Annotated in this window: 24 protein-coding genes; 19 read left to right on the plus strand and 5 right to left on the minus strand. The window is 37.3% G+C overall.

From position 1 onward, the window contains the following. Window positions 1–103 precede the first annotated feature (103 nt). The 4 genes from nadC to BMX40_RS08420 all read left to right on the plus strand — a co-directional run bounded on the left by nadC (window position 104) and on the right by BMX40_RS08420 (window position 5,865). Window positions 104–943, plus strand: a complete 840-nt coding sequence (nadC, locus tag BMX40_RS08405; protein WP_090868776.1) for a carboxylating nicotinate-nucleotide diphosphorylase — start codon at window positions 104–106, stop codon at window positions 941–943. 3 nt (window positions 944–946) lie between these two features. After that, entirely contained in the window at window positions 947–1,981 is a 1,035-nt protein-coding gene (locus BMX40_RS08410) for a TAXI family TRAP transporter solute-binding subunit (RefSeq protein ID WP_170840717.1), read from the plus strand. Window positions 1,982–2,021: 40 nt separating this feature from the next. Beyond that, entirely contained in the window at window positions 2,022–3,959 is a 1,938-nt protein-coding gene (locus BMX40_RS08415; protein WP_090868780.1) for a TRAP transporter permease, read from the plus strand. 436 nt (window positions 3,960–4,395) lie between these two features. After that, window positions 4,396–5,865 (plus strand): protein adenylyltransferase SelO, encoded by a 1,470-nt coding sequence (locus tag BMX40_RS08420; protein ID WP_090868782.1) that lies wholly within the window; start codon window positions 4,396–4,398, stop codon window positions 5,863–5,865. 105 nt (window positions 5,866–5,970) lie between these two features. On the opposite strand, the gene BMX40_RS08425 is transcribed toward BMX40_RS08420, so the two are convergent. Continuing rightward, on the minus strand, window positions 5,971–7,101 hold the full coding sequence (locus BMX40_RS08425) for a CAP domain-containing protein (protein WP_090868784.1): 1,131 nt from the start codon (window positions 7,099–7,101) through the stop codon (window positions 5,971–5,973). A gap of 421 nt (window positions 7,102–7,522) precedes the next feature. On the opposite strand from BMX40_RS08425, the gene BMX40_RS08430 reads away from it, so the two are divergent. The 3 genes from BMX40_RS08430 to proC all read left to right on the plus strand — a co-directional run bounded on the left by BMX40_RS08430 (window position 7,523) and on the right by proC (window position 9,472). Beyond that, complete coding sequence (locus BMX40_RS08430) at window positions 7,523–8,266, plus strand: ZIP family metal transporter (protein WP_090868786.1); 744 nt, start codon at window positions 7,523–7,525, stop codon at window positions 8,264–8,266. Between the two features lie 87 nt (window positions 8,267–8,353). Continuing rightward, on the plus strand, window positions 8,354–8,494 hold the full coding sequence (locus tag BMX40_RS08435; protein WP_087971477.1) for a YpzI family protein: 141 nt from the start codon (window positions 8,354–8,356) through the stop codon (window positions 8,492–8,494). 174 nt (window positions 8,495–8,668) lie between these two features. Further along, window positions 8,669–9,472: a pyrroline-5-carboxylate reductase gene (gene proC, locus BMX40_RS08440; protein WP_090868788.1), complete on the plus strand. Its 804-nt coding sequence runs from the start codon at window positions 8,669–8,671 to the stop codon at window positions 9,470–9,472. Window positions 9,473–9,562: 90 nt separating this feature from the next. On the opposite strand, the gene BMX40_RS08445 is transcribed toward proC, so the two are convergent. Together BMX40_RS08445 and BMX40_RS08450 are read right to left on the minus strand one after the other, a co-directional pair. After that, entirely contained in the window at window positions 9,563–10,732 is a 1,170-nt protein-coding gene (locus BMX40_RS08445) for a diguanylate cyclase domain-containing protein (protein ID WP_170840718.1), read from the minus strand. A gap of 49 nt (window positions 10,733–10,781) precedes the next feature. Next, a complete protein-coding gene (locus BMX40_RS08450; protein ID WP_170840719.1) occupies window positions 10,782–11,627 on the minus strand; it encodes a glycine betaine ABC transporter substrate-binding protein in 846 nt (281 codons plus the stop codon). 376 nt (window positions 11,628–12,003) lie between these two features. Between BMX40_RS08450 and BMX40_RS08455 the strand changes: the two genes are divergently transcribed. Next, complete coding sequence (locus BMX40_RS08455) at window positions 12,004–13,302, plus strand: DUF2254 domain-containing protein (protein WP_090868795.1); 1,299 nt, start codon at window positions 12,004–12,006, stop codon at window positions 13,300–13,302. 30 nt (window positions 13,303–13,332) lie between these two features. On the opposite strand, the gene BMX40_RS08460 is transcribed toward BMX40_RS08455, so the two are convergent. After that, a complete protein-coding gene (locus BMX40_RS08460) occupies window positions 13,333–13,797 on the minus strand; it encodes a divergent PAP2 family protein (RefSeq protein ID WP_090869007.1) in 465 nt (154 codons plus the stop codon). A 310-nt stretch (window positions 13,798–14,107) separates the two neighbouring features. On the opposite strand from BMX40_RS08460, the gene BMX40_RS08465 reads away from it, so the two are divergent. The 11 genes from BMX40_RS08465 to BMX40_RS08510 all read left to right on the plus strand — a co-directional run bounded on the left by BMX40_RS08465 (window position 14,108) and on the right by BMX40_RS08510 (window position 23,741). Further along, window positions 14,108–14,269, plus strand: coding sequence for an aspartyl-phosphate phosphatase Spo0E family protein (locus tag BMX40_RS08465; protein ID WP_170840720.1), 162 nt, complete (start codon window positions 14,108–14,110; stop codon window positions 14,267–14,269). Window positions 14,270–14,325: 56 nt separating this feature from the next. Continuing rightward, window positions 14,326–15,132 carry a GTP-sensing pleiotropic transcriptional regulator CodY gene (gene codY / locus BMX40_RS08470; protein ID WP_090868799.1) on the plus strand — a complete coding sequence of 269 codons (807 nt, stop codon included), beginning with the start codon at window positions 14,326–14,328 and terminating at the stop codon, window positions 15,130–15,132. Window positions 15,133–15,518: 386 nt separating this feature from the next. Next, on the plus strand, window positions 15,519–16,790 hold the full coding sequence (locus BMX40_RS08475; RefSeq protein WP_090868801.1) for a methyl-accepting chemotaxis protein: 1,272 nt from the start codon (window positions 15,519–15,521) through the stop codon (window positions 16,788–16,790). Between the two features lie 275 nt (window positions 16,791–17,065). Next, window positions 17,066–17,230, plus strand: a complete 165-nt coding sequence (locus tag BMX40_RS20200; RefSeq protein WP_170840721.1) for a hypothetical protein — start codon at window positions 17,066–17,068, stop codon at window positions 17,228–17,230. A 337-nt stretch (window positions 17,231–17,567) separates the two neighbouring features. Continuing rightward, window positions 17,568–18,854, plus strand: a complete 1,287-nt coding sequence (locus BMX40_RS08480; protein ID WP_090868803.1) for an APC family permease — start codon at window positions 17,568–17,570, stop codon at window positions 18,852–18,854. Beyond that, a complete protein-coding gene (locus tag BMX40_RS08485) occupies window positions 18,838–19,413 on the plus strand; it encodes a bifunctional transcriptional activator/DNA repair enzyme AdaA (protein WP_090868805.1) in 576 nt (191 codons plus the stop codon). Before BMX40_RS08480 ends, BMX40_RS08485 begins: the two co-directional genes overlap by 17 nt. Before the next feature lie 59 nt (window positions 19,414–19,472). Next, window positions 19,473–19,988: a methylated-DNA--[protein]-cysteine S-methyltransferase gene (locus tag BMX40_RS08490; protein ID WP_090868807.1), complete on the plus strand. Its 516-nt coding sequence runs from the start codon at window positions 19,473–19,475 to the stop codon at window positions 19,986–19,988. 474 nt (window positions 19,989–20,462) lie between these two features. Then, the gene (locus BMX40_RS08495) at window positions 20,463–21,236 is read left to right on the plus strand and encodes a YkgJ family cysteine cluster protein (RefSeq protein WP_244513437.1); all 774 of its coding nucleotides are present in this window, start codon (window positions 20,463–20,465) and stop codon (window positions 21,234–21,236) included. 136 nt (window positions 21,237–21,372) lie between these two features. Further along, window positions 21,373–22,197, plus strand: coding sequence for a DUF6612 family protein (locus BMX40_RS08500; RefSeq protein WP_090868811.1), 825 nt, complete (start codon window positions 21,373–21,375; stop codon window positions 22,195–22,197). A gap of 158 nt (window positions 22,198–22,355) precedes the next feature. After that, a complete protein-coding gene (locus BMX40_RS08505; RefSeq protein ID WP_090868813.1) occupies window positions 22,356–23,018 on the plus strand; it encodes a ribonuclease H family protein in 663 nt (220 codons plus the stop codon). A 165-nt stretch (window positions 23,019–23,183) separates the two neighbouring features. Next, window positions 23,184–23,741 carry a hypothetical protein gene (locus BMX40_RS08510; protein ID WP_090868815.1) on the plus strand — a complete coding sequence of 186 codons (558 nt, stop codon included), beginning with the start codon at window positions 23,184–23,186 and terminating at the stop codon, window positions 23,739–23,741. A 61-nt stretch (window positions 23,742–23,802) separates the two neighbouring features. Here BMX40_RS08510 and BMX40_RS08515 read toward each other — a convergent pair whose 3' ends face one another. After that, window positions 23,803–24,171, minus strand: coding sequence for an SLAP domain-containing protein (locus BMX40_RS08515; RefSeq protein ID WP_170840722.1), 369 nt, complete (start codon window positions 24,169–24,171; stop codon window positions 23,803–23,805). Between the last annotated feature and the right edge of the window lie 72 nt (window positions 24,172–24,243).

Raw genomic sequence — 24,243 nt, forward strand, 5'->3', positions numbered from 1 at the left:
ATATATTTATTGGTTGTGGGATGTATATTATGCAAATAAGAGTAACGCAGGTGCTTTATGTGAATTAATTCACAATATTAATTAATAGATAAGGAGTCATGTTATGAACAAATTAAAGTTACGAACGATGCTTGAATCATTTTTAGTAGAGGATATTGGAGACGAAGATCTGACGAGTCAATCTATTTTTCCTAAAGATAAAGTGGGGACAGGAGTATTTATTTCGAAAGAGGATGGTATAATTTCCGGCATCCAATTGGTAAAAGAAGTTTACCATTTACTCGATGAAACAATTGATGTTGAGTTTCAAGTGACAGATGGAGAACACATAGTTTCTGGACAAACGCTTGCAAAGGTAGAAGGACCGATTACTCATTTACTGACGGGGGAGCGGTTAATCTTAAATTGCTTGCAACGGATGAGTGGAATTGCAACCTTAACACATAAAAGCATCAAAGCTTTAAATGACCCTTCCATTCAAATTTGTGATACAAGGAAAACTGTCCCGGGGATGCGGATGCTAGATAAGTATGCCGTTGTAACTGGCGGTGGTAAGAACCACCGTCGTGGTTTATTTGATGGAGTTATGATAAAAGATAATCACATTGCGTATTGTGGTTCGATCACACAAGCGATTCATCAGGTTCGAGAAAAGGTGGGCCATATGGTGAAAATAGAGGTAGAGACAGAGACTCGTAAAGAAGTAATGGAAGCGATAGATGCAAAAGCAGACGTTATTATGTTTGATAATCGTAGTCCAGAAGAAGTGAGAGAATTTGCTAAGCTTGTACCAAAAGAGATCCGAACAGAAGCCTCAGGTGGTATCAATCTAAAGAACCTACCATCCTACTCTGGAACTGGAGTTGACTTTATATCGTTAGGTTTTTTAACACATTCTGTAAATGCGTTAGATATAAGTCTGCAGGTTGATGAGGGGGAGTAAATGATGAGACTAGCAGATTATAATACATATATTATTTTATTTTGTGTAGTAATCGGGTTAGGTATGTTGGCGGGGTGTGTAAGTCTTGATAGTAGTGAATCAGAATCTAGTACACTAGCATCTGAGCAGAACAATCCAATATCATCGACAATTATAGGAGGTAGAACTGGTGGGGCATGGTCTGTGTTTACAGAGGGTGTAGCCGAATCAATTCGAAGAGAAAATGAGGATGCCGTTATTACAGTAGAGCCAGGTGGTATTGTAGAAAATCCACCTACTGTTGGTACAAATAAAATTCCTTATGGCTTATCTTATTCCATGACGGCTTATGCTGCTTATATAGGGCAGGAACCCTATGATAAAGCCTATAAGGATATTCGGGCAGTAAGTGTCGTTATTCCTGCAAATTATTATCAATTTGTCGTCAGAGATACATTTGAATATGATTCATTGGATGACGTTATTGAAAAACAAATACCCATCCGTATTGCTGTTGATCAAAAAGGATCTGCTGGTGAGATAATTACCCGGAGTATACTTCGCTCATATGGGATTACCTATGATGACATTATCTCGTGGGGAGGATCGGTGGACCATTTAGGTGGTTCGAAATCGTTTGAATTGATGGCTGATAAGCGGATCGACATAGCGGGAGATGCAGTTTCCGTTCCTTCTAATGACATATTAGAAGCATCAACGAAAATGAAACTAAAAATGCTTTCCTTGAGTAAGGAGACGATCGATTTTGTTTCAGAGGACTTAGGGTTAGTACCTGGTACGATTGAGGCAGGGGGATATGACTTTTTAGAAAAAAATGTTGCTACGGTTAATACACCGGCTCTTTTATTAGTAAATAAAGAGGTTTCAGACCGAGAAGTTTATCAGGTTACGAAGGCTATTTATAATAATCTTGAATATTTACGGACAGTGCATAAGGAGTTTAACAATTTAAAGGGGGAAAATATTATTGATGTCGGAGAGGTTCCTCTCCACCCTGGTGCAGAAAAGTTTTACAGAGAGAAAGGATTGATAAAGTAAAATGGTTATCTTTTCACCGTAGAAGGAGGGGGGAGAGAATGTGCGTTATTTAACTAAATTTTCTGGTTGTTTTCATGCTGGGTATAGACGTGACCTACCTAGACGGTCGCATTATCTATTTTCCGTGCTAGGGATTGGTTTATGTTTATTTCAAGTTTGGTCTGTTATGTGGGGGAAAATTGATCCAATGAATCAAATGGCGATTCATTTATCTTTTATTTTGTCCTTAACTTTTGTGCTATATGGATATTCAACTAAAACGACTTCATCTATCCCATCAAAGGTTGATATCGTTTTCGTCTTATTATCATTAGGTTTAGGCTTCTACTTTACGATTCATGCAGAGCGCTTGGCCGTTCGTATCCCAATAATGGATTCGCTTTCAGGTGTGGATGTAGTTTTTGGTTTGATTTTTGTTTGTTTAAGTATGGAAGCTGCACGTCGTACAATCGGTGTTCCGATAATTATTATCGTTCTCATTGGTATTGGATATGCTCTCTTTGGACATCATTTGAATGGTTTATTCTACCATCGTGAAATGAGCCCAATAGAAATTTTGGATGAGTTAGCCTATAGCTTTAATGGACTGTGGGGTTCTCCAATATCTGTAGCAGCTTCGTTTGTGTTTATGTTTTTACTATTTGGTTCGTTTTTACAAAAGGCAGGAGCTGGTGAGTTCTTTTTTAAACTATCGACAGCGCTTGCTGGAAGATCAAAGGGGGGAGCTGCTAAAGTTACGATTTTAGCTAGTGCGTTGTTTGGATCTATTTCAGGAAGTCCAACAGCTAACGTTGTAACAACAGGTGCTTTTACCATTCCTGTAAGTAAAAAGAGTGGGTATAAAGCATCCTTTGCTGCAGCTATAGAGGCAGCTGCTTCAACTGGTGGAAGTATCTTGCCGCCGATTATGGGTTCCTCTGCCTTTTTAATGGCGGCAGTTACGCAACTTTCGTATGGCTCGATCGTTGTAGCAGCAATTATCCCTTCGATCCTCTATTATATTTCGTTATTAACAATGGTTCATTTTGAGGCGTTGCGATTGGATTTACCACAACCAGATAAAAAGGATCTCCCTTGCTTTTGGGATGTGTTAAAGGAAGGTTGGTACTATTTTATTCCATTAATTCTCTTGATCTTCTTCTTAATACAAGGATATAGCCCAACACGCACGGCCTTTTTTGCAATATTATCAGTTGTTATCGTCAGTTGGTTTCGGAAACGTTCGCGCATGGGGATTAAAGAAATTGGTGCTGCAATGGTAAGTGGTGCCAAGTCCTCTGTTCCTGTAACAACAGCATGTGCTGCTGCGGGCTTAGTTATTGCTGGAATTATGTCCACTGGGCTCGGAGGAAAATTAACAAGTATTGTGCTCGGTATCACTCAAGGGATGTTCGTTCCAACTTTATTATTAGTAATGGTTATTTGTGTTGTTTTAGGGATGGGGATGCCCGTAGCTGCAGCCTATATTCTGACTGCCATGTTAGCTGCACCAGCTCTAATAGAGTTAGGCGTATCAACCATGTCTGCCCACCTATTTATCGTCTATTTTTCGATTTTTTCTGCAATTACTCCACCAGTTGCTGTAGCTGCATTTGCAGCTGCTGGAATAGCAGGAGCAAAACCGAACCGAGTCGGCTTGGATGCAGTGCGAATCGGTGTGGTCGGTTTTGTTGTTCCATTTCTATTTGTATTTGAGCCTTCATTACTTTTGATAGGTCCTACGAGTACCGTAATTGGTACTATTTTTACGGCAGTATTCGGTGTTGTTTCATTGGCTGCTGGATTAATCGGATGGTTGTTGAAAAGGGCTGTGTTTGTTGAACGGGTTATTCTAATTGTGTGCGGAATATTGGCAATGTATCCAGGGGCGATTACGGATGGGCTTGGGATTGTTGGTTTTCTACTAGTTGCTATATATCAGAGAAATCCGAGTTGGATAATGTTTCCATTAGCATTTACAAAAAAACATTCTCAATAGTAGTCGTGAATGATTGAAGTATATAATTTTGACAAATAATAGGGCTATCAAGTACAGTCTCTCTTGCTAAGTGGGAGACTGTTTTTTTACATTTAACGCAATAACTCCTTTAATCGTTGCTACTTCAATCTATTAAAAACCAAAAACAATAAATTGGGGTAGTGTTTTAAAGTAAACTATACTAGAGTAGGTATTAGAAATACATAATGGGAAAATAAATAATGAATTAGCTAAGACTTATTTACTTAGACAATGCAAAAAGCAGCATTAGCTATTGGTAAGATGTTAGAAATACAGCAAGGGAGTAAAAAATGTTTTAATGAAGGCTGATAACGATATCTTCAAACTCACAAAAGAAACGGTATCGCATAATAAATGAATCGAAGTAGAAAATAAACTAAATTTAAAAATATACAAAAATGAAAGGTTAGATATCATGAATCATGAAAATAGGGACATAGGTTGGAACTTTGATAACAGTTTTTCAACGTTGCCAGAACTTTTACATGCTAGGCAAGATCCAACACCTGTCCGTTCTCCAAAGTTACGTATATTAAATAAATCGTTAGCAAATTCCTTGGATCTTGATGTGCATGCACTTCAAGGGGATGAAGGAATATCGGTATTGGCAGGGAACAAGATTCCGAATAGCTCTATTCCAATTTCTCAAGCATATGCCGGTCATCAGTTTGGTAATTTTACGATGTTAGGAGATGGAAGAGCAGTCTTATTAGGTGAACAAATTACTTCCTCTCAAAAGCGGTATGACATTCAGTTAAAGGGCTCTGGAAGAACACCCTACTCTCGAGGTGGGGATGGTCGGGCAACATTTGGTCCAATGTTGAGGGAATATATTATAAGTGAAGCGATGCACGGCCTTGGAATTCCTACTACACGTAGCTTGGCTGTAGTAACTACAGGAGAAGCTGTAAAGAGGGAAACGGAGCTTCTAGGTGCCATATTGACGCGTGTTGCTGCCAGTCACTTACGAGTTGGTACGTTTGAATATGCTGCCAATTGGGGAACAACGAAAGAACTTCAAGAGCTGGCAGACTACGCGATAGAGCGACATTTTCCGAATATAGAAGCAAATGAAGATCGGTATCTTTCATTCCTTCATGAAGTCATTAAACAGCAAGCAGAATTAATAGCGAAATGGCAGCTAGTTGGTTTTATCCATGGAGTAATGAATACAGATAATATGACAATTAGTGGAGAAACGATTGATTATGGTCCGTGTGCTTTTATGGACACATACGACCCAGCGACGGTGTTTAGTTCCATTGATAGGGAAGGGCGGTACGCATATGGAAATCAGCCAGCTATTGGTCAATGGAACTTGGCTCGATTTGCTGAAACGCTAGTCCCATTAATTCATGAAAATCAAGATCGAGCTATCGAACTAGCCAAGGAGGAATTATCGACTTACGCCCGACTATTTCAAACATACTGGCTAGACGGTATGCGATCAAAGCTAGGACTATTTCATAAGGAAGAAAACGATGAAGCGCTCGTGAAAGATCTGTTAATGTTAATGAAGAAATATCAGGCAGATTATACGAATACGTTTCGTGGATTAACATTCGATAAGGATGAAGCCCCTGAATTGTATGCTAGTAGTGAGTTTCAAGCGTGGCGTAAACAGTGGCATGATCGATTAGAAAAACAATCCAAATCAAAAACAGAAGTACAAGAGCTTATGCGGAAAAATAACCCTGCTGTAATTCCTCGCAACCACCGGGTTGAAGAAGCGCTTGATGCAGCGGTTAACAATGAGGATCTTGATCGGATGGAGAAACTATTAGAAGTACTGAAGGATCCTTATTCCTATACCTCGGATCAAGAAATATATGCGCAACTACCAGAACCATCCGATCGTGTGTATCAAACATTTTGTGGCACGTGATAAATTATCAGAATTTCTTAACTTAAATGCCCCCTGCCAAGTTGGTAGAGGGCATTTTAAATAAGTGTAAGCTAGAAAGAATGGTAGAGGTGGCTAATTCTCCTTCTATTTTGTTCGAAAGTTCTCCGTATAATATGGTTTGTTTTCTTCATTAAATGATACCCCAACTGCTAAGAATTGGAAGTCTGGATTTAATATATTTTCCCGATGACCAATCGAATTCATTAAGCCTTCATGGGCAAAAATACTACTTGATTGTCCGGATGCTAGATTTTCTCCAGCAGTACGAAAGGCAATTTCATCTTCTTTCAATCGATCAAAAGGAGACAACCCCTCCAAATTCGTATGGCTGAAATAGTTGTTGTCAGCCATATCTGTACTATGATTCCTGGCAGTAGCTCGGACTGCTTCATCCCATTCTAATACAGGCAGGCCATGTTTAACTCTTGTAGCATTTGTTAAATCGAATAGTTGGTATTCCAACCCTTCTCGTAATTGCTTGCTAGCCTCTGAGAAATATCCGGTCTTTTGTTGTTCCAGATCTTTACTTACTATTTGAATAGCAGTCACCGTATCGTTTTCATGTTTATCATAGAAAATCGTTACATAATTATTATCCTGAAGAAATAGATGATATTCGTCATTATGATTCGTTTGATAGGTGACGAAACCTTTTTGTATTCCTTGAAGTGGTTCACCTAAATTGTTTAAAACATCGGATTTTGTTCGGTCAAAATGAATATCGAAAGTAGAAGATAATAAGTCTTGGTTGGTGTATAAACCAACAACTTTATCATTTTGATCATATGCAACCATAAAAAAGTTTTGATAATTTTCATGATACGTATTCCAATGGACACCATATTCATTGAAAGATGATCGTTTTGGCTCACCTGCCTGTTGTTCCACGTCTGATTGAGTATCACCGATTTCAATATTATGAATGGAGAAGGATTGTTCAGATGGTGCATGTAACTCGGGTTTTTCTGGGGCAGAATCTCCTTTTTGATCCAGTTCATTTTGATTGTTAGAAAACCGATCAAATAGGAGTTGGATTTCTGTATTGATCGACTCTATTGTATGAATAATTGCTGGATTGTTTTTAATTTGGACTACATCGGTTCGTACTTCCTCGATGACGCCCTGTACACCTGAGCGTTCGTACGCATCACTATAAAAATGCCAAAGTATACCAACAATGATGACCAAAAAGATAATATTTCGTAGTTTTTGCAAAATCCACACTCCCGTCCATGTGTTTCATCCCTAAATAACTGATAGGCCGACATAAACGTGAGGTTGTCTCGTATTGTCGGCACTAGCACGTCCTGTGCGTCCTAAGACCTCCCTTTCAAACCTTCAAGGTAAAACTAAGTAGGTTAGTAGAGGGATTAACTGAAAGTGAAATGTCCGATTCGTTGATCTAACAAACAGGAGGGATGAAGAAAACCTCGCTGATTGAAGAATTTACTCTATTTCCAGTTTAGACAATTTTCGCTTTTATCATAACTATTATAGGACGGGACCATGGGATATGAAAGTGATTTCCTTGTTTAACTTGAAAAAAACATCTTCATCATTAGGTCGTGAAGTATATCTTATTAGGATTTAGAAAAAAATGATTAGTAATGTTTACTTTGATTAAGGGGGACTTATTTTGTGGTATGCGATTATGTGGGGAACGATTGCTGCGTCAGCGACAATGTTAGGTGCATTAATTGTTCTAAAGTTCTCCATTCCTAAACGGGTGATTGCATTTATTATGGCGCTAGGTACAGGTGCATTGATAGGTGCAACAACATTTGAATTATTAGAAGATGCCGTAAAAATGAGTGGGTTTCTAGAGATTGCGTTTGGCTTTCTTGGTGGGGCACTCATTTTTACCATTTTAGATGTCATTATTTCTCGGCGTGGCGGTCAAAAACGAAAACATTCAGACCGAGGTGAATCGGATTCTGGAAGTAGTTCGAAGGGGTCTGGGTTAGGAATTTTCATTGGTACAATAATGGACACCCTTCCAGAATCTGCAATGATTGGAATGAGCCTCATTGGAGGTGGGTCGGTTAGTTTTGCACTAGTTATTTCGATATTTATTAGTAATTTGCCAGAAGGTATTTCCAGTACAGTTGGGCTACAACAGAATGGGTACTCTAAGAAAAAGATACTATTTTTATGGGCTCTTGTTGTGTTTTTTTCCGCACTAAGCTCCTGGGGAGGGGCATTGTTGGATTCGGCCCCTGATAGTATCAAAGCAATCATGAGTGCATTTGCTGGTGGAGCAATTATATCCATGATTGCATCAACGATGATGCCAGAGGCATTTAAGGAGGGGGGACCATTTGTAGGTTTTGTAACTGCGATTGGTTTGTTTTTATCCTTAATGTTACATCACTTGTCATAATCTTATATCTTGGATGGTTTAGTCCATATTAATCAATGAATAAAATACTAGTTTTCAACTTATCTTAACAGAGTAGGAGGTGCTGAAATGGGTAGAGATCGTCAAGAAAAGAAACTTCGAGAAAGTGGTCGTGTTGAATCTGATCGTGATGTAGGATTACGATATAAAGGATCTACAAAAATGTCTAGTCCTGAAGAAGCTAGACGTCTAAATGATGGGAAAAAATAATCCCATTCTGTGATGGAGGGCTGTCTATTGTACTGGGCAGCTTTTCTATCCTTCATACTATATTGTTTTCTAATAAGATTAACAACTTTCCTAATATACAGTTAGTTGAGTAAATCCTTGACCTATACTAGAATAGTTAGTTGGACTGACTTACATATTGAAAGGATTTTTTATATGAACAAAAAAATAGGCTTTATTGGTAGTGGACATATGGCAGAGGCGATAATAGGTGGTATTGTCCAATCAGGTTTTGCTCGTCCTGAGGATGTGCTCGCTTCCAATCGTACCATGCCAAAATTAATGGATGTAAGGGAAAACTATGGCATCCAGATTGCTGAAAACAATATAGATGTTGCACATAGCTGTGAGATCGTATTCCTCTCTGTTACTCCTGATAAATATCCTACTGTGATCGACGAAATTAAAGATGCCATCCGGGAAGATGCAATCATAATTCTTATAGCAGCTGGGGAAGGTTTAGCTGAAAATGAAGAGCGTTTCGAACGGAAGCTAAAGGTGGTAAAAGCTATGCCAAATACCCCTGTTCTAATTGGGGAAGGTATGACAAGTATTAGCTTCAACGAATTCGTAACAGAGCAAGAAAAAGAAGAAGTCCAGGCATTGTTTGAAAGCTTCGGCAAAGTGGAGTGCATTGATGAAAAACTAATGGATACGGCAAGTGCTGTGGCAGGCTCCTCTCCTGCTTTTATCTATATGTATATTGAAGCACTAGCTGACGCTGCTGTGTTATATGGAATGCCAAGAGAGACAGCATATACGTTGGCTGCTCAAACAGTATATGGGGCGTCAAAAATGGTGTTAGAGACTGGTACACACCCTGCTCAATTAAAGGATGAAGTCTGTTCACCTGGTGGATCTACGATTCAATCGGTAGCTCGTTTGGAGGAGAGTGGATTCCGCTCAGCTATTATAAATGCTGTTAAAGCGAATGTGGAAAAATTAAGTAAGAATGATTAGAAATAGAAAAGCCTAAATCGATGAAATGTCGTTTTAGGCTTTTTGATAGAAATTCTTCTATACTGAGGGACACGATTACGGTGCTGAATCTTAATGTCGTTTTTTATATCTAGTCTTCCCATTTCTAAGGCTGTTCTTTTTCTTATACATTCTAGTTTCGGCCAATGTAAAGGTGCGATTAATATCTTGATGCAATTGAGTTTTTACCGCAAAACCAATTGAGATGCTTGGTGTTTCTGGTTCAAAATTTGATTGTTTACATTTATTGTTTATGTCTGTAATCATCGATTTGGCTGCTGTGGAGTCTGTATATGGCAAAATGATTCCAAATTCATCTCCACCCCAACGAGATACGATCCCCTTTTTCCCGACTACTTCTTTTAGGATAGAGGCTATTTCGATTAATAATCCATCTCCAACATGATGACCTAGCGTATCATTCAGTTCTTTCAGTCGATTAGCATCACATATAATGATCGTGATTGGAATTTGTTTTTCTTTATCTAAGCGACGTAGTTCCGAATCAAAGTATCTACGATTATAAATTCCAGTTAATGAATCATGGTAACTGAGGTAGGTAATCTCATCTTCTTTTTCTCGTATTTTCATGAAGTTATTTTTCCAATGTTTAATAGATACTAGCCAGGACAGGATTAATAAGATAAGGAGAACAAACACACTGGATAAGAGGTATGAAGTTAGCTTCTCTTCAAAAGCAATTTGATTACTAATATAGTCATTCGTAAAGTGGGTTAATTCTTCGGTAGCCTCTGTTAAGGCAATCTGATTTTTTGTATATTCCCAACCTGATACTAGTTTTACGGCATCTTCAACTTCACCACGGCTTATTAGGTTGAAGGCTTTTTGTTCTAATGCATTTATTTCTTCTAAATAGGTGTTTATTTCCTCGGTTTTCTGTGAGGCTTCTTCGAGATTTATGAGTTTCGATATACGGCCTAGAACAGCTTTTACTTCTGGCTTGGTCTGATTGTATGATTCCTGCCATGCAAGGTCACCTGTCGCTGCTGCCATTTGTACTGCCATTTCTAGTTCCTTCGTACTTAATAATAATTCACCCGAAGCTTTCTCGATCGCCAAGCCATTTTCTTCAAAGCTTTCTAATGTGCGACTTGAATGACTTAATCCCCAAACAAGAAGGATGATAAGCGAAATTGTAGTAACGACCGATACGATAAACCACTTATTGGATAGGTTTTTTCTAACCATCGTAGTAGTCGTATTTTTTATTCGATCATTCATGGTGCACATCCACTCCTTGTTTATTTATTCTTGGCTTGCTGGAACTAGATTAATTGAACCATTGATCAACTGTATCTTGATTTTCTTGAATCCAACGCTGGGCAGCTTCTTCAGGTGTTAAACCATCTTCCTCTTGCCAATACATTACTTGTTCCATGTCACTTGGTTCCCAGTAGAAATTATCGAGAAAGCGATAAACATCTGGTTTATCCTCCTGTAAATTGTCACGTACCATGGTACTTATGTATTCTTCACTACCATAAATGTTTTTTGGGTCTTGTAGATATTTTAGGTCCCATTTGGCAAATTTCCAATGCGGTGTCCATCCTGTTACAACAATCCAACGATTGTCGTTTATCGCGTTTTTCAACGTTTTCGTCATGGTAGAATCACTACCGGTAATTAGGTTGAACTGATCAAGGTTATAACCACTTAGTACATCTTCTGTTTTTTCCATGATCCCTGATCCTGGATCAATTCCAATAATTTTCCCATCAAACTCATTGGCATATTCTTCAAGTTCTTCAATGGAATCAATTGGAACATAGTCGGGTACAGCAAGTCCCATTACGGCTCCTTCTAGGTTAGGTCCTAGATTTTCGATATGTTCTTTATGTTCATTATAGTAGTTCTCATGTAGGGAAGGCATCCATGCTGCCACCATACCATCTTGATCTCCAGTAGCGATCGATTCCCACATCGCGATTGTAGATACTGGAAGGATCTCGGTTTCGTAGCCTAATCTTTCCTCGATAGCAGCTTTTACAACGTATGTACTAGCTATCTCGGAGGCCCACTCCACGTAAACGAGTTTGACTGTATCTTCTTCTTTATCGTCTTTTGGTTCGTTGTTTTCACTATTACTGCTCATTGCTGAACAAGCAATTAAATTCATTATAAGTAAAATACTTATTACTAGTAAAAAGCTTCTAGATAATGAAGTATTATTCAATAATTTTTTTAGGTAACAAATAAAAAACATCTCCCTAGTTCAACTTTCATGCGACTAAAGTCACGAGTAGACTTTAACAGTATAGTAAAATAGAAATCGAATCGTCAAATGATGAGGTGGTATGTAATATGGAGCATTTGCTCTCATAACAGGGGAAATGATTGTAAGACAAGCTCATAAAGCAATTATTTCGGAAATTTTAGTGTAATTGAAGATTGTCAAAAAAAGTACGCGACTTGTGACTCGAGTGAATAACGATTGCTTTCCAAACCAATACTCATAATATTGTAACCATTTGAGTTTGTTAGGGGGCATTTACTTGTTTAAGGGGTTTAAAGTTTGGATTAAAATGAGGGATAGCTTTTGGTTCGTTCCTACAGTTTATAGCGTTGTATCATTGGTACTGGTTGTCCTTTTACATCAAGTGGACGAGTGGCTGCTTCGATATCAAAAGGAAGAATTACCAAACCTGTTAATTATAGATGATAATATTGCGAGGGGGTTATATACATCGTTAGTTACTGCGATCTTGACAATGACTACAATTAGCTTCTCGGTAATTATGGTCGTCTTAACTACGTATTCTTCACAATTTTCGCAAAGGACATTACAAGACTTTATGCAAAGTCGGATTACGCACCACATTTTAGGTGTTTTTTGTTTTGGGTTTATATTTGCGCTAGTAAATTTAATCGTATTGGGAGCTCATGATACAGTGAGTGGACCGGTATTGATGGTTATCATAGCTGTCGTTTCCTTAGGGTTTTTTATTTATTTTATTCATCATGCTTCCCGGTGGCTACAAGTTAGTCGATTGGTTGATTTTATTCATGTAGATAGTACACGGGTTATAGAAAATCTGAAACAGAAAAAGAAATATGGAGAGCATGAGGCGTGGGATGATAAAGAGATTGAGGAAATTAAAACTGTCGTTTATGATGTACATGCTACAGCATCTGGGTATATACAGAAAATTGATTGGTTGTTTTTAGTGAATTGGGCCAAGAAGAATGGTTGCATTATTGAAATTCCATATCATATAGGCGCGTATGTTACGAAACATTTACCAATGCTGAAAATTTATCAGTTGAAATCACAAGAACAATGTGAGGGGCTGGATAGCATCCACGAGTGTATTATTATTGGCAACGAAAGAACAGATCTAGAGGATATCGAATTTAATATACAGAAGTTAGTTGAAATAGCGATTAAAGCAGTCTCACCTTCAGTAAATGACCCGGACACTGCTATTTCGTGTATTAATAGAATAGGCTCTATATTAGGTGAATTAGGTCGGGATTTCAAAGAAGTAAGATATTTAACAGACGAGAATGAACAGTTGAGAGTTATCAAACAAGCGCATTCTTATGAGGAATATTTATATAAAAGTTTCCAGCAAATTATATTTTATGGGAGAGAGGATGTTTCAGTTGGCTATAGTATTCTTGATGTCCTGTATAAAATTACATTAATTATCGAAAATTGGACGATCATTCGAAAAATATGGGCCTTTCATTATCATATTATAAACGTGTTTGATATGGAGTCGATGAATGAACTGGATCGAAAACATATGGAGGCCATCTATAGAAAGTTGAGAGAAGCATGTGGAAAGTGATGTTGAGGTGTGGGGGCTAGTCCAACATGGTTAGCCCCTGTTTTGTTCTGTTAAGTAGCTGAGTGAACCGATCGCAACTCCTAGCGCTGCTCCACCAACTACTTCGATAGGCATATGTCCAAGCATTTCTTTCAGTTCTTTCTCACGTTTTTTATAGGAAAAACCAGGGTGGTCATCAGCGAGCTTCTCTAACTGTTCGTACATATCGTTAACAGCAATGGCAGTTTGTCCAGCTTGCCACCGAATTCCCATTGCATCATACATTACAATTAAGCTGAAAATGCTACTCACACCGAAGTCAATCGATGGTACTCCCTTTTTAAGTGCGATGTAAGTAGTTAAAGATGTTACTGCAGAAGAATGAGAACTAGGCATGTCTCCAGAACCAAATGCCTTCTTCCAGTCCCATGTGCCGGTTTCTAAATAATGCAATGGCACCTTCAGAAACTGTGCAGCACCAATCCCAATCAAAGCTGTCGTTATTGCTCGATTCAACATATATTCACCTCAAACTTAAGATGATACAGAACAAAGCAATTTATACACTCCGATTAAAAAGGTGCCAGGCACCGATAATGAGAAGAAAGTACTATATAGAACGAGAAGGACTTCTTATTCACAATAGTGAATTCGTAATTTATTATAAATTTATAATACTTCTATAGTTATTGGATATATTTCATTTATGTAGGTAAAGCATGGTTACTATGTTATTAAGCTTAACTACTTCTTGATTTTTACATCATACATAAAGGAATTTTCCCATTGCAGCATGACCTATTATTATCCGAAGGAGATGTCGACTTTGCAAAAGGAAAATTTATTAAAAAAGATCAATCAAAAAAGAGAAATGATGCTAAAAACTGCCAAACTTACTGGGTTTGGGAGCAAACATACATTAGAAAGTAGTAGAGAAGTTGATCTGTTAATCATTCAATATCAACGTTTAACAGTGAGTGAAGGATAAAAATAGTAATTTTACCGGAGTGAAGAAAAACGAATAGGAAATTAGGAGGATACATTATGAATTTATTAACGAAAACGAGAAGCATGAACTCCATGTTACAAAAATCAACTGGAAAGTCTGTAAATTATAATGACATGGCGGTTACATTAACAGAAATCATTAAAGGGAATGTTTTCATTCTTAATCGTGAAGGTGAATTGCTTGGATTCGCAATTAACCAGGAAATTGACAATGAGCGGATGAGAAGCATGTTAGAAGAGAGACAATTTCCTGAAGAGTATACAAAGGGATTGTTTGAAATTCGTGAAACTACTGCAAATATTACTGTGGAAAGTAATTATACAGTTTTCCCTATTGAAAATCGTGAATTTTTCAAAGATGGGTTAACTACAATCGTACCAATTATTGGTGGTGGAGACCGTCTTGGAACATTAGTAATAGGCAGAATATCTGAGAGCTTTAACGATGATGATTTGTTACTTGCTGAATATGGTGCAACGGTTGTTGGATTAGAGATTCTACATGAAAATACAGAACAAGTTAAGGTAGAGGCAAGAACAAAAGCGATTGCTCAAATGGCAATTAGTTCCCTATCCTTTAGTGAATTAGAAGCTATTGAATACATTCTCGAGGAACTTAATGGCATAGAAGGCTTGCTTGTCGCTTCTAAAGTAGCTGATCGAGTAGGAATTACGCGTTCCGTAATTGTTAATGCACTGAGAAAACTTGAAAGTGCTGGTGTTATTGATTCTCGTTCGTTGGGGATGAAAGGTACGTATATTAAAGTCTTAAATGAACGTTTTCTTGAAGAACTTGAAGAAGTAGGAAACCCAAGTATTAGTAAGATTCGTTTAAATGGTTAGTATGATTTAAACAACAAAATCATGTGAATGTAACATTAAAAATGGCAGGAGGAGCTAAAAGACTGTTCACGTCTAATGCCCCTCCTATATTATTTTATAAAGTCACGATCAACATAAATTCCGGTGATTTTCCTTAACGTATTCAATTATTTGGAACGGAGGTGGTAAATACAATTCACTCCTTCATCTAGTTAAATACTTATCAGAATTATCAACCTCCAAGAACAAACATTACCCTCAACACGATGTTCACAAATATTCCATAAATAACCCATAATTTACAACTATCTTCTAAAAATGCAATTGATATAATAATATTATAGGAATGGCAAAATTCTACAAAAACTGACAGGTGCCAGGCACTTGTATAAACTGGAGTGTATTATATGAAAAAGGTTCGTTTTGGTTTGCAGATTAAGTTAACAGCTTTTATTGTTGTTTTATTATTTTTATTAATAACGCTTCGTACTACAGTGCTAGGCTTTGCACAGCAATACTTAGAAAATACACTGATGCTAAATGTAGTATCTGCATTGGTTAGTATTTTGCTAGGTGCATTGGGGGCTTATTTAATCATAAAATTATTGATCAAAAAACCATTAAATCAACTTACTCAGTTAGCAGAGCGACTATCTGAAAATGATTTTACGACACGTAGTAAAATAAAAACGAAGGATGAGTTTGAGCAGCTAAGTGAAACATTCAATGGTATGGCAGATCGTATCCAAGGATTGATTCAGGAAATACAGCATTCTAGTGAGCAAATGAAAACGCAATCAAATGAAGTGCAGAAGGCTTCCAAAGAAACACAAGCAGCTTCTGAACAAATCGCTTCAAATGTTGAAGAGATATCTAATGGAAGTGAAGTAATGGAAGGGGAAATAAATACAATTGTGGAAACTGCAAATGTTATTTCTGCTTCAAGCCAGCGCGTAGCTAGTAATGTTGATTACGCGAGTAAAGATGCTGGGAAAGTAACAGAATTGGTACAGTCCGGGGAAAAGGCTGTATCAACATCAATTGACAAGTCGAAGGTAGTACAGTTAAATGCAGATGAAACGATTGCAAATGTTACTAATTTAACAAAGCATTCGGATGAAATTGGGGAGATTATTCACGTTATCAGTAGTATAGCAGAACAAACGAATCTCCTAGCGTTAAATGCTGCAATAGAAGCGGCAAGAGCTGGCGAATCCGGTAAAGGGTTTGCTGTGGTTGCTGATGAAGTTAGGAAGCTTGCGACACAATCCAGTAACTCAACCGACACAATACAAAGTTTAATTGTAGCTGTACAAGATGGTATTAAACAAATTGCTGCGGATATGGGTGTAAGTAAGAATGAAATAAATGAAATGGTAATTTCGATTAATGATATGGAAGGAATTATGAAAGATATTAATCATGCAACAACGAGTATTAAGAAGCAGATCGAGCAAATTAATACTGAAATGCAAGAATTAACCGCTAAAAACGAACAAATAGTGGAGGCTACAACTAATACAGCAGGTGCAGTAGAGCAAGCGAAATCAGGTACACAAGAGGTTGCTTCATCCGCACAGCAGCAGAGTGCAACCATGGAAGAGTTAACGGGCATGTGTGATTCACTCGACTCACTCTCTAACCAACTTGATCAACTCATAAAAACATTTAAAGTGTAATGGATTGGTGCCAGGCACTTGTCGAATATCGACAAGTGCCTGGCACCTAATATATTATTGGCGATTTTTAGGGAATCTTTTTTTGCCTTTCATTTCATTTAGTTCTTCTTTGCTTTTATGTTTTTTCTTCTTGTCTTTTGCCATAATGAATCTCCTCCTTTAGGGTTTAGTTTGACGATTTGTAATAAAAAAATGTACGAATTACTTCAAATAAAATAAGATTTTTTACCCATGGACATACTAAACCAGATGGGATTTTTAAAGGAGGTTATTACATGTCAGAGCAAAATAAGAATCGCAATAAGGATAAAGGAAAGCAGCGAAACGTAATTAAATATAACACAGAGCCGGAGCGTAACCGTAAGGATGATGTAGAGTTTTCGAGCGATAGTGAATTTTTAAACATTAATGGAAAGAAAAATAAAAGAAAGCGCGATTAAGAAAGGGACAGATATCTTAGCGGAGTCCGTTTAGAGGTACACACAATTTCATTCAAAGCTAAATCGCACGGTGAGTTATATATAAATTCACCGTGCGATTTTCTTGTTATGAGAAGAGTCTTGTTGATTTAAAAAGTAAATTCACATATTGGAACTATCAGATTAGTATGAGGGGATATTGTGAATGGATATACTTAAATTAATGAATTAGGTTTGTGAAATAAGATCTTTTATAATAATTGAATTGGAGATTTTATTAATCGAATTAAACCGCAAAAAACAGGAAGAATTCCCCCCTTTTTATTAATACACTAAATGTTATATAAGGGGGGAGATCATGAACAATAAATCCATTGGGTTATATCAAGGAATTGCCTTATACATTGCAGCTATCCTAGGGTCAGGTGTCCTTTTTTTAACGGGAGTAACGGCATCAATAGCAGGTCCTGCATCCATTTTATCTTGGTTTATTGTTATTTTAATTTGCTTTCCGCTTGCTTATTCCTTTGCTAGTTTGGCACAAGAATATCCGGATGCTGGTGGAGCAGCAACCTTTGTAAGAAGTTCTTTCGGATATCATCTTGGCAATATCATTGGGTGGTTTTACTTCGTAACAGCAGCAGTCGGTCAAACAATTGTATCCTTAACCGGTGCTTTTTACGTCAGTCAGGCATTTGGATATTCACATCTTGAAACAACTGTAACTGCCATCTTTATTTTGGTAATTGCAGGTGTTTCCAATTATTACGGCGTAAATGTCAGTGGCAAAGTTGCGTTGATTTTAAGTTCTTTATTACTGATTCTTTTATTGGCAACTATATTTGTGTCAATCCCAAGAGTACAATGGGGCAATTTTTCTCCCTTTGTTCCAAATGGATGGTTTTCTGTCGGAAGTGCGGTAACGTTTATCTTTTGGTCTTTTTTCGGTTGGGAGGCGATCTGTAATCTCGCTTTGTACTTTAAAAGGCCAGAAAAAGATATCGTCAAAGGAGCTGTTGTTAGTGCAGTTGTCATTGGCTTATTATTTTTATCGTTAAGCCTGGTTACTATAGGAACGGCTACTTATGGAAGTAAAGAAAGTAACCTATCCCCTATTGGTGTTATAATGGGGGATACAGTAGGCTTGGGAGCAAAAGTCGTCACGGCATGTTTAGCGTTAATTATTTGTACAGGGACAGCGAATGCATTTGTAGCCAGTCTTACGCAATTGGGATATTCATTAAGTAGGAATGGGGCCTTTCCAAGATTTTTTTCAAGACTGCATGCAACTACTCAAATTCCAAGAAAGATGGTTATATTTGTTATCAGTTTTTCGATAACAGGTGTTTTGGTAACAAATGCTTTGTCACTAACGTTTGATGATATATTGTTTATACCGACTTCACTTGGAATTATAGTTTACGTTCTAACTATGGCAGCAGGCATTAAATTACTTAGAAAAAACACAATGTCATGGTGGGCATCACTTGTGTCCTTCGTTATGTGTTTATTCGTTATTCCTTTTTTTCAGTTATATATTGTTGTTCCTTTGATTGTGGCAGTCTTATATTCAAGTTATATGATTTTAAGTAAGAAGATTTTATCTTACAAGGAAGGATTGAAATTTCATGAGGGGCCAAAATAATTTGTCTCAAATTGTCATGTGGAATGCCACAATTTCATGTAGTTCTGCATATGATGGATTATTTTTTTATGCAGTCAAGACAACGGGTGTTTTTTGTCGACCTTCTTGTAAGTCTAGGATCCCTAAACGTGAAAATGTTTCCTTTTTTTCAAATGCAGCTGAGGCTTGTAAAATGGGATATCGCCCCTGTAAGAGATGTCGGCCAGACTTGAAATCAATAATAACTTATGACCCAATCGAATCTGTTATAGAAGATACGATGCAAGCTATCGAAAATAATTATAGTCAAAAAATGACTTTGGATGAAATGGCAGCCATGGTAGGAGTCAGTCCTTTTCATTTAAACCGGCTCTTCAAAGATAGAACTGGAAATACTCCTCGTATGTATTTGGAAAAGGTCAGGATTACGAAAGCAAAAGAACTTCTTGTAACAACCACCTTAAATAGCACGGAAATTGGTTATCAAGTTGGGTATCAAAGTATTTCCAGTTTTTATCATGCATTTAAACGGGGTACCGGGCTTTCTCCAAGTCAATTTCAGGCTCGATATCAGGATTGATTGGATTTGTTTGATTAAGCGAATAGGCTTAAATTCGACATCCGAAAGGAGATTCAAATATGTTCCTTTATGATGAGTGCCTTACAAATATCGGTTATCTGCGATTTGTATTCAAGGAAGACGGCCGACTTGTTCGCATCTCGTTAACAGAAGACTTTTGGCATGCTTTTACTGCCAAGTACAAGGTGAAAATGAGTCATGAAATTGGAAGACCTATCCGTCAACAATTTCATGAGTATCTTCATGGAGATAGAAGGCAATTCAACTTGCTGTTTGAATTGGAAGGGACTTTATTTCAAAAGGAAACGTGGCTAGCCTTACGAAATATTCCTTATGGGGAGGTACGATCCTATTCTGAAATAGCCACTTCTATCAGAAAGCCCAACGCGAATCGTGCGGTTGGATATGCTAATGCTGTCAATCCTTTGCCGATTCTCATTCCCTGCCATCGTGTAATTGGTAAAAATTGTAATTTGGCCGGCTATGCTGGTGGGAGTGGTATGAAGAAACAGTTGTTAGGGATTGAGTGTTTTGAAATATCAGGTGAACAACTGTTAACCCGTAAAATGAAGTAGAAACAGGGAAGAGAATTGCTAATGAATTGTTTGCATTGTTTCCTCGTGATTGGAAAATCACTCAAGTAGAAAATAACCGAACCTGCTTATGTTTTTTGGCAGGGATTGATAAATGAGATTACTAATGAAAAAATCATAAAGCGTTTTCAAGATGGACAGTACACTCAAGAGTTTAATACAGATACATTTTTAGGATAAAAAGAAAATGACCTTTTGCAATATAATGTGGCGTTAGTTGAAGAGGCCCCCATGCTAAAGGGACTTAGAATTTGTTAAGTCCCTTTTTGATGTGAGATATCTAATGTGAATTTTGTTTGAATTCCTTAGTGAATCGCATTTTGATTTTAAGTGAGAATTAACGTTTTGCACCTCACAACTGAACCCGTTAAGATGTTATGGTAATGATTCGGTTACCCCAATGTTCTCCTATTTACTTTTTATACGAATTAGTTGACAATAGATAATGTTATTGAAATGGAAAGGGAGAATGAACGGATGGAAACCCACCTTACTTTTGAAGAGATTCAAAATAAAATAGAACATATACAGCGGAACTATGAAATCGATGAGGATAAATTTTATCAAATTGTTGAGAAGTGGTCTGACCAAGATCTTGAAACAGAAGACAAATTGCTAGCTAGCTTCTCGGAGCTATTGGAGCAAGTAAGTTATGAGATTAATAGGATGGAAGAGACTGCAGAAATGAAAGCAACGTGCAGAATGGGGTGTGCTTTTTGTTGTTATTTTCCAATTATTATTAATGAGATGGAAGCAAAATTAATGAAAAAGGCTATTGAAAAATTCCCCACAGATCGTAAATTAGCAATCCAGTCGCACTTATCAGCTTACTATGCTACCTATGGTGAGAAAATTAAGCAGCTTACTTCAGTTGACTTTGAATCTAGTGAAGCAGTTAAATACAATTACCGGAAGAGTCTTTTACCATGTCCAATGCTCAACACGGAAACAAACCAGTGTATGGCCTATGAGATTCGACCGATACCGTGCCGGACATATATGAATTATACGGATCCTAAGGTGTGTGAAGAAAATTTGATGCCGAAAGAGACAATTAGCTTTGAATTTTTGTATGAGCAATATATGGGAGCGTTGAATGAATTCCTGCAATTTCTATATGAAGAAGAAGGTACTGCTTTTATTGAATATCCAAATGATGTCTATGCACATGATTATTTAGCGAATTGGTTTCAAGAAGACAGCAACTCTGCGGGACTAACTGAAATCTAGTAGAATTTTGCAGCTATCATTATTTCATTCGAGTTAATCCGAAATCATTTTTATAAAATTTCATAATTATGGAACCTTTTCTCGACTTTTTGCGTAAGTATTGTTGTATTGATAAAAAAAGGGGATGAATTTTTTTATGAAGAAATGGATCATATCTTTCGCACTAATGACTTTAGCAATAGGCCTTGTTGCATGTGGTAGCGAAAGCGCAGAGGAAGTTTATACAAATGCAATGGAAGCTGCGGAAGAGATGGAAAGTGCTGAATTTGTTATGGAAATGAACCAGCAGATGGGCCTACCAGAGGATGGGGAGATGTCCATTGAGAGTGAAATGGAAGGTTCTATGATTGTGGATCCAATTGCGATGCACCAAAAAGGTACTATATCCATGACGATGGAGGGAGAAGGCTTGGGAAGCATGCCTCCAATGGATATGGAAACCGAGACATACCTTGTCGGTGAGGAATTTTACATGTATGAGTCAACAATGGGGCAGTGGATGAAGCTTGACAACTCAACATTGCCTTTGGATGCTTTAATGGCTGAACAACCTGATACAAAAGAGCAGCTGGAAATGTTAGAGGAATATGTAGAAGAGCTTGAGTTTGAGGAAAAGGATCAGGAATACGTCTTTCATCTATCTGCTGATGGAGAAGGATTTAAAGAATTAACAGAAGAAATGCTTGAGGAATACATGCCAGAAGAATTAACAGCAGAATTAGGGGCAGTTAGCGAAGTCTTAGATAATATGGACATCGACAACCTTAACATTGAGATCGTCATTGACAAAGAGACGTATGAGTTAATCCAATATAATTTAGATATGTCTATGGTTATGACTATTGAGGGAGAAGAGGTAAGTATAACTCAGCAAGTGAATTCGGAGTATAAAGGCATTAACACAGTGGATACGATTGAAGTACCACAAGACGTAAAAGATTCTGCTGTTGACGGAATGTAGTACGCGGAAACCACATTTACTGCTTAGTAGATGTGGTTTTTTCTTTAAAAATTGTTTAGTTAAGGAATGGTTAAGAAAAAAGAATGCTGTTTAATCCAACTAAACTTGGTCAAAATGAAAGTATATTTGATTAAACTATACTGAAGGGTGTATTTTTCATGAATGTTCGAATGGAAATTACTTATCGTACGCCAAAAGGAACGGAAACGTTGTTTAATACAGAAGAAATGCGCGCAAAAAAGGCATTATTGCTAGCAGAGGATTTAGAGAAAACAGGTCGCCTCAAGCATATCGTTTTCATTGATAGCCAAGATAATGCATGGTCCTTGAAAGAGTTAAGAAAGCAAATGGAAGACATAAAAACGGAACCTCATGATGTAACGGTTTATTTCGATGGTGGATTTGATTTGAAAACAAAAAGATCCGGCCTTGGATGTGCGATTTACTATGAGCAAAATGGAAAGTCACTTCGTCTACGAAAAAATGCATTAGTGGATGAATTGGATACAAATAATGAATCTGAATATGCTGCTTTTCATTTAGGAGTCCAGGAGATTGAATTGTTGGGTGTTCATCACTTACCAGTAACATTTGTCGGCGACTCGCAGGTTGTAATCAATCAGTTAAGTGGGGAGTGGCCGGTATATGAAGAAGAATTAGCTAGATGGGCCGATCGAATTGAGGCCAAGCTACGGGAACTAGGAATTCACCCAGAATATCAACTTGTTTCGAGAAAGAAAAATCGAGAAGCAGATCACTTAGCTTCCCAAGCTTTACAGGAAATAGAAATATCGAGTTTAATTGAATTAAAAGAAGATTGAAAAAGGTGCCATTGCAATGTACAATGGCACCTTTCTAGTGTATAACGAAAAGAGCGCTAAACGGGCATCTATGTATGTTTTTATCATTTTTTTTAATGATGAAACTTTTTGCTATAAATCATACGTTATATATAGTGAAAGGCATAATGTGGGGGGATTTAAGAGATGGGAGTTCATTATGAAACACGTCATTTATTTATGGCAGTAGCAATTGCTATTTTGTTTCTTTCACCAGTGTTATTGTTGTTGCTACCTTCATTTGTTGCAAATAGCTTGCACAACACAGACGGTAGTTGGTTTGTGTTTGTACCTGGGGGAAGTTATGCTGTCTATGGTGTAGGGGCATTATTTTTAATTTTTGCTGCATTATTACCGTTTTTATTAAGAATTAAGAAATCGTCGCTTCTATTAGCTTTTATTTGCGCCATTTTGAGTGTTATATGTTTCCATATTGCATCTCAGGCATATACGTCTATATCAGATCAATCCATTTCATACCGTTATCTATTTACGAGTGAAGAACATCAATATTCTTGGGATGAGATCGATCGAGTTGTTTATAATCGAATTCCAAAAGAAGAAGGATTTTCAGATTATGAATTTTACTTTTCAGATGGTGCCAAGCTGCAACTAAAAGAAAATGGACAATTAGCAGAACTTAAATCAACTATATATAAACGACTAAGAAAAGAAGAAATTCGTGTGGAAGAGGTAAATCATTAAAATTTATCCTAAAAAAGGCTTCGCTATCCAAATTGGCGAAGCCTATCTTTATGTAACGAAATCACTCGACAAAAATGGACAAAACCCGAGAGGTGCCAGGCACCTCCTGAGGAAAGATGAATGTCCAGGGGGTGCTAGTTTTGGGTGGGATGGTTAGGGTTGGGTATGTGAATGAATGCTTGATGATGTTTTGTTCATCCGTTTTATATCCGATGGTTTGGTTATTTAAGGTGAAGTTTTGGTTGGTAGTATTATGTATTAGGGTAATTAGTAACAGTTCCCCCTTATGATTTACTGCTTGACTTAGTAACGTGAATTCGATTGTATCCTCAGCTTCAATACACGTATTTTTAAATACCTCTTCAATTGACTGACGGTCTTTTTCGGCAATCGTCTTTTCCCATTTAGAATGAAATTGTAATGTTTGCAATGTAACTCCTCCTTGAGCCCCATATCCCTCAATAGCGAACTTAATTGTATCGTACCTCTAAAAAACAATTAT

Source organism: Oceanobacillus limi (genome assembly GCF_900111445.1).
GTDB classification, from domain to species: Bacteria; Bacillota; Bacilli; order Bacillales; family Amphibacillaceae; genus Ornithinibacillus; species Ornithinibacillus limi.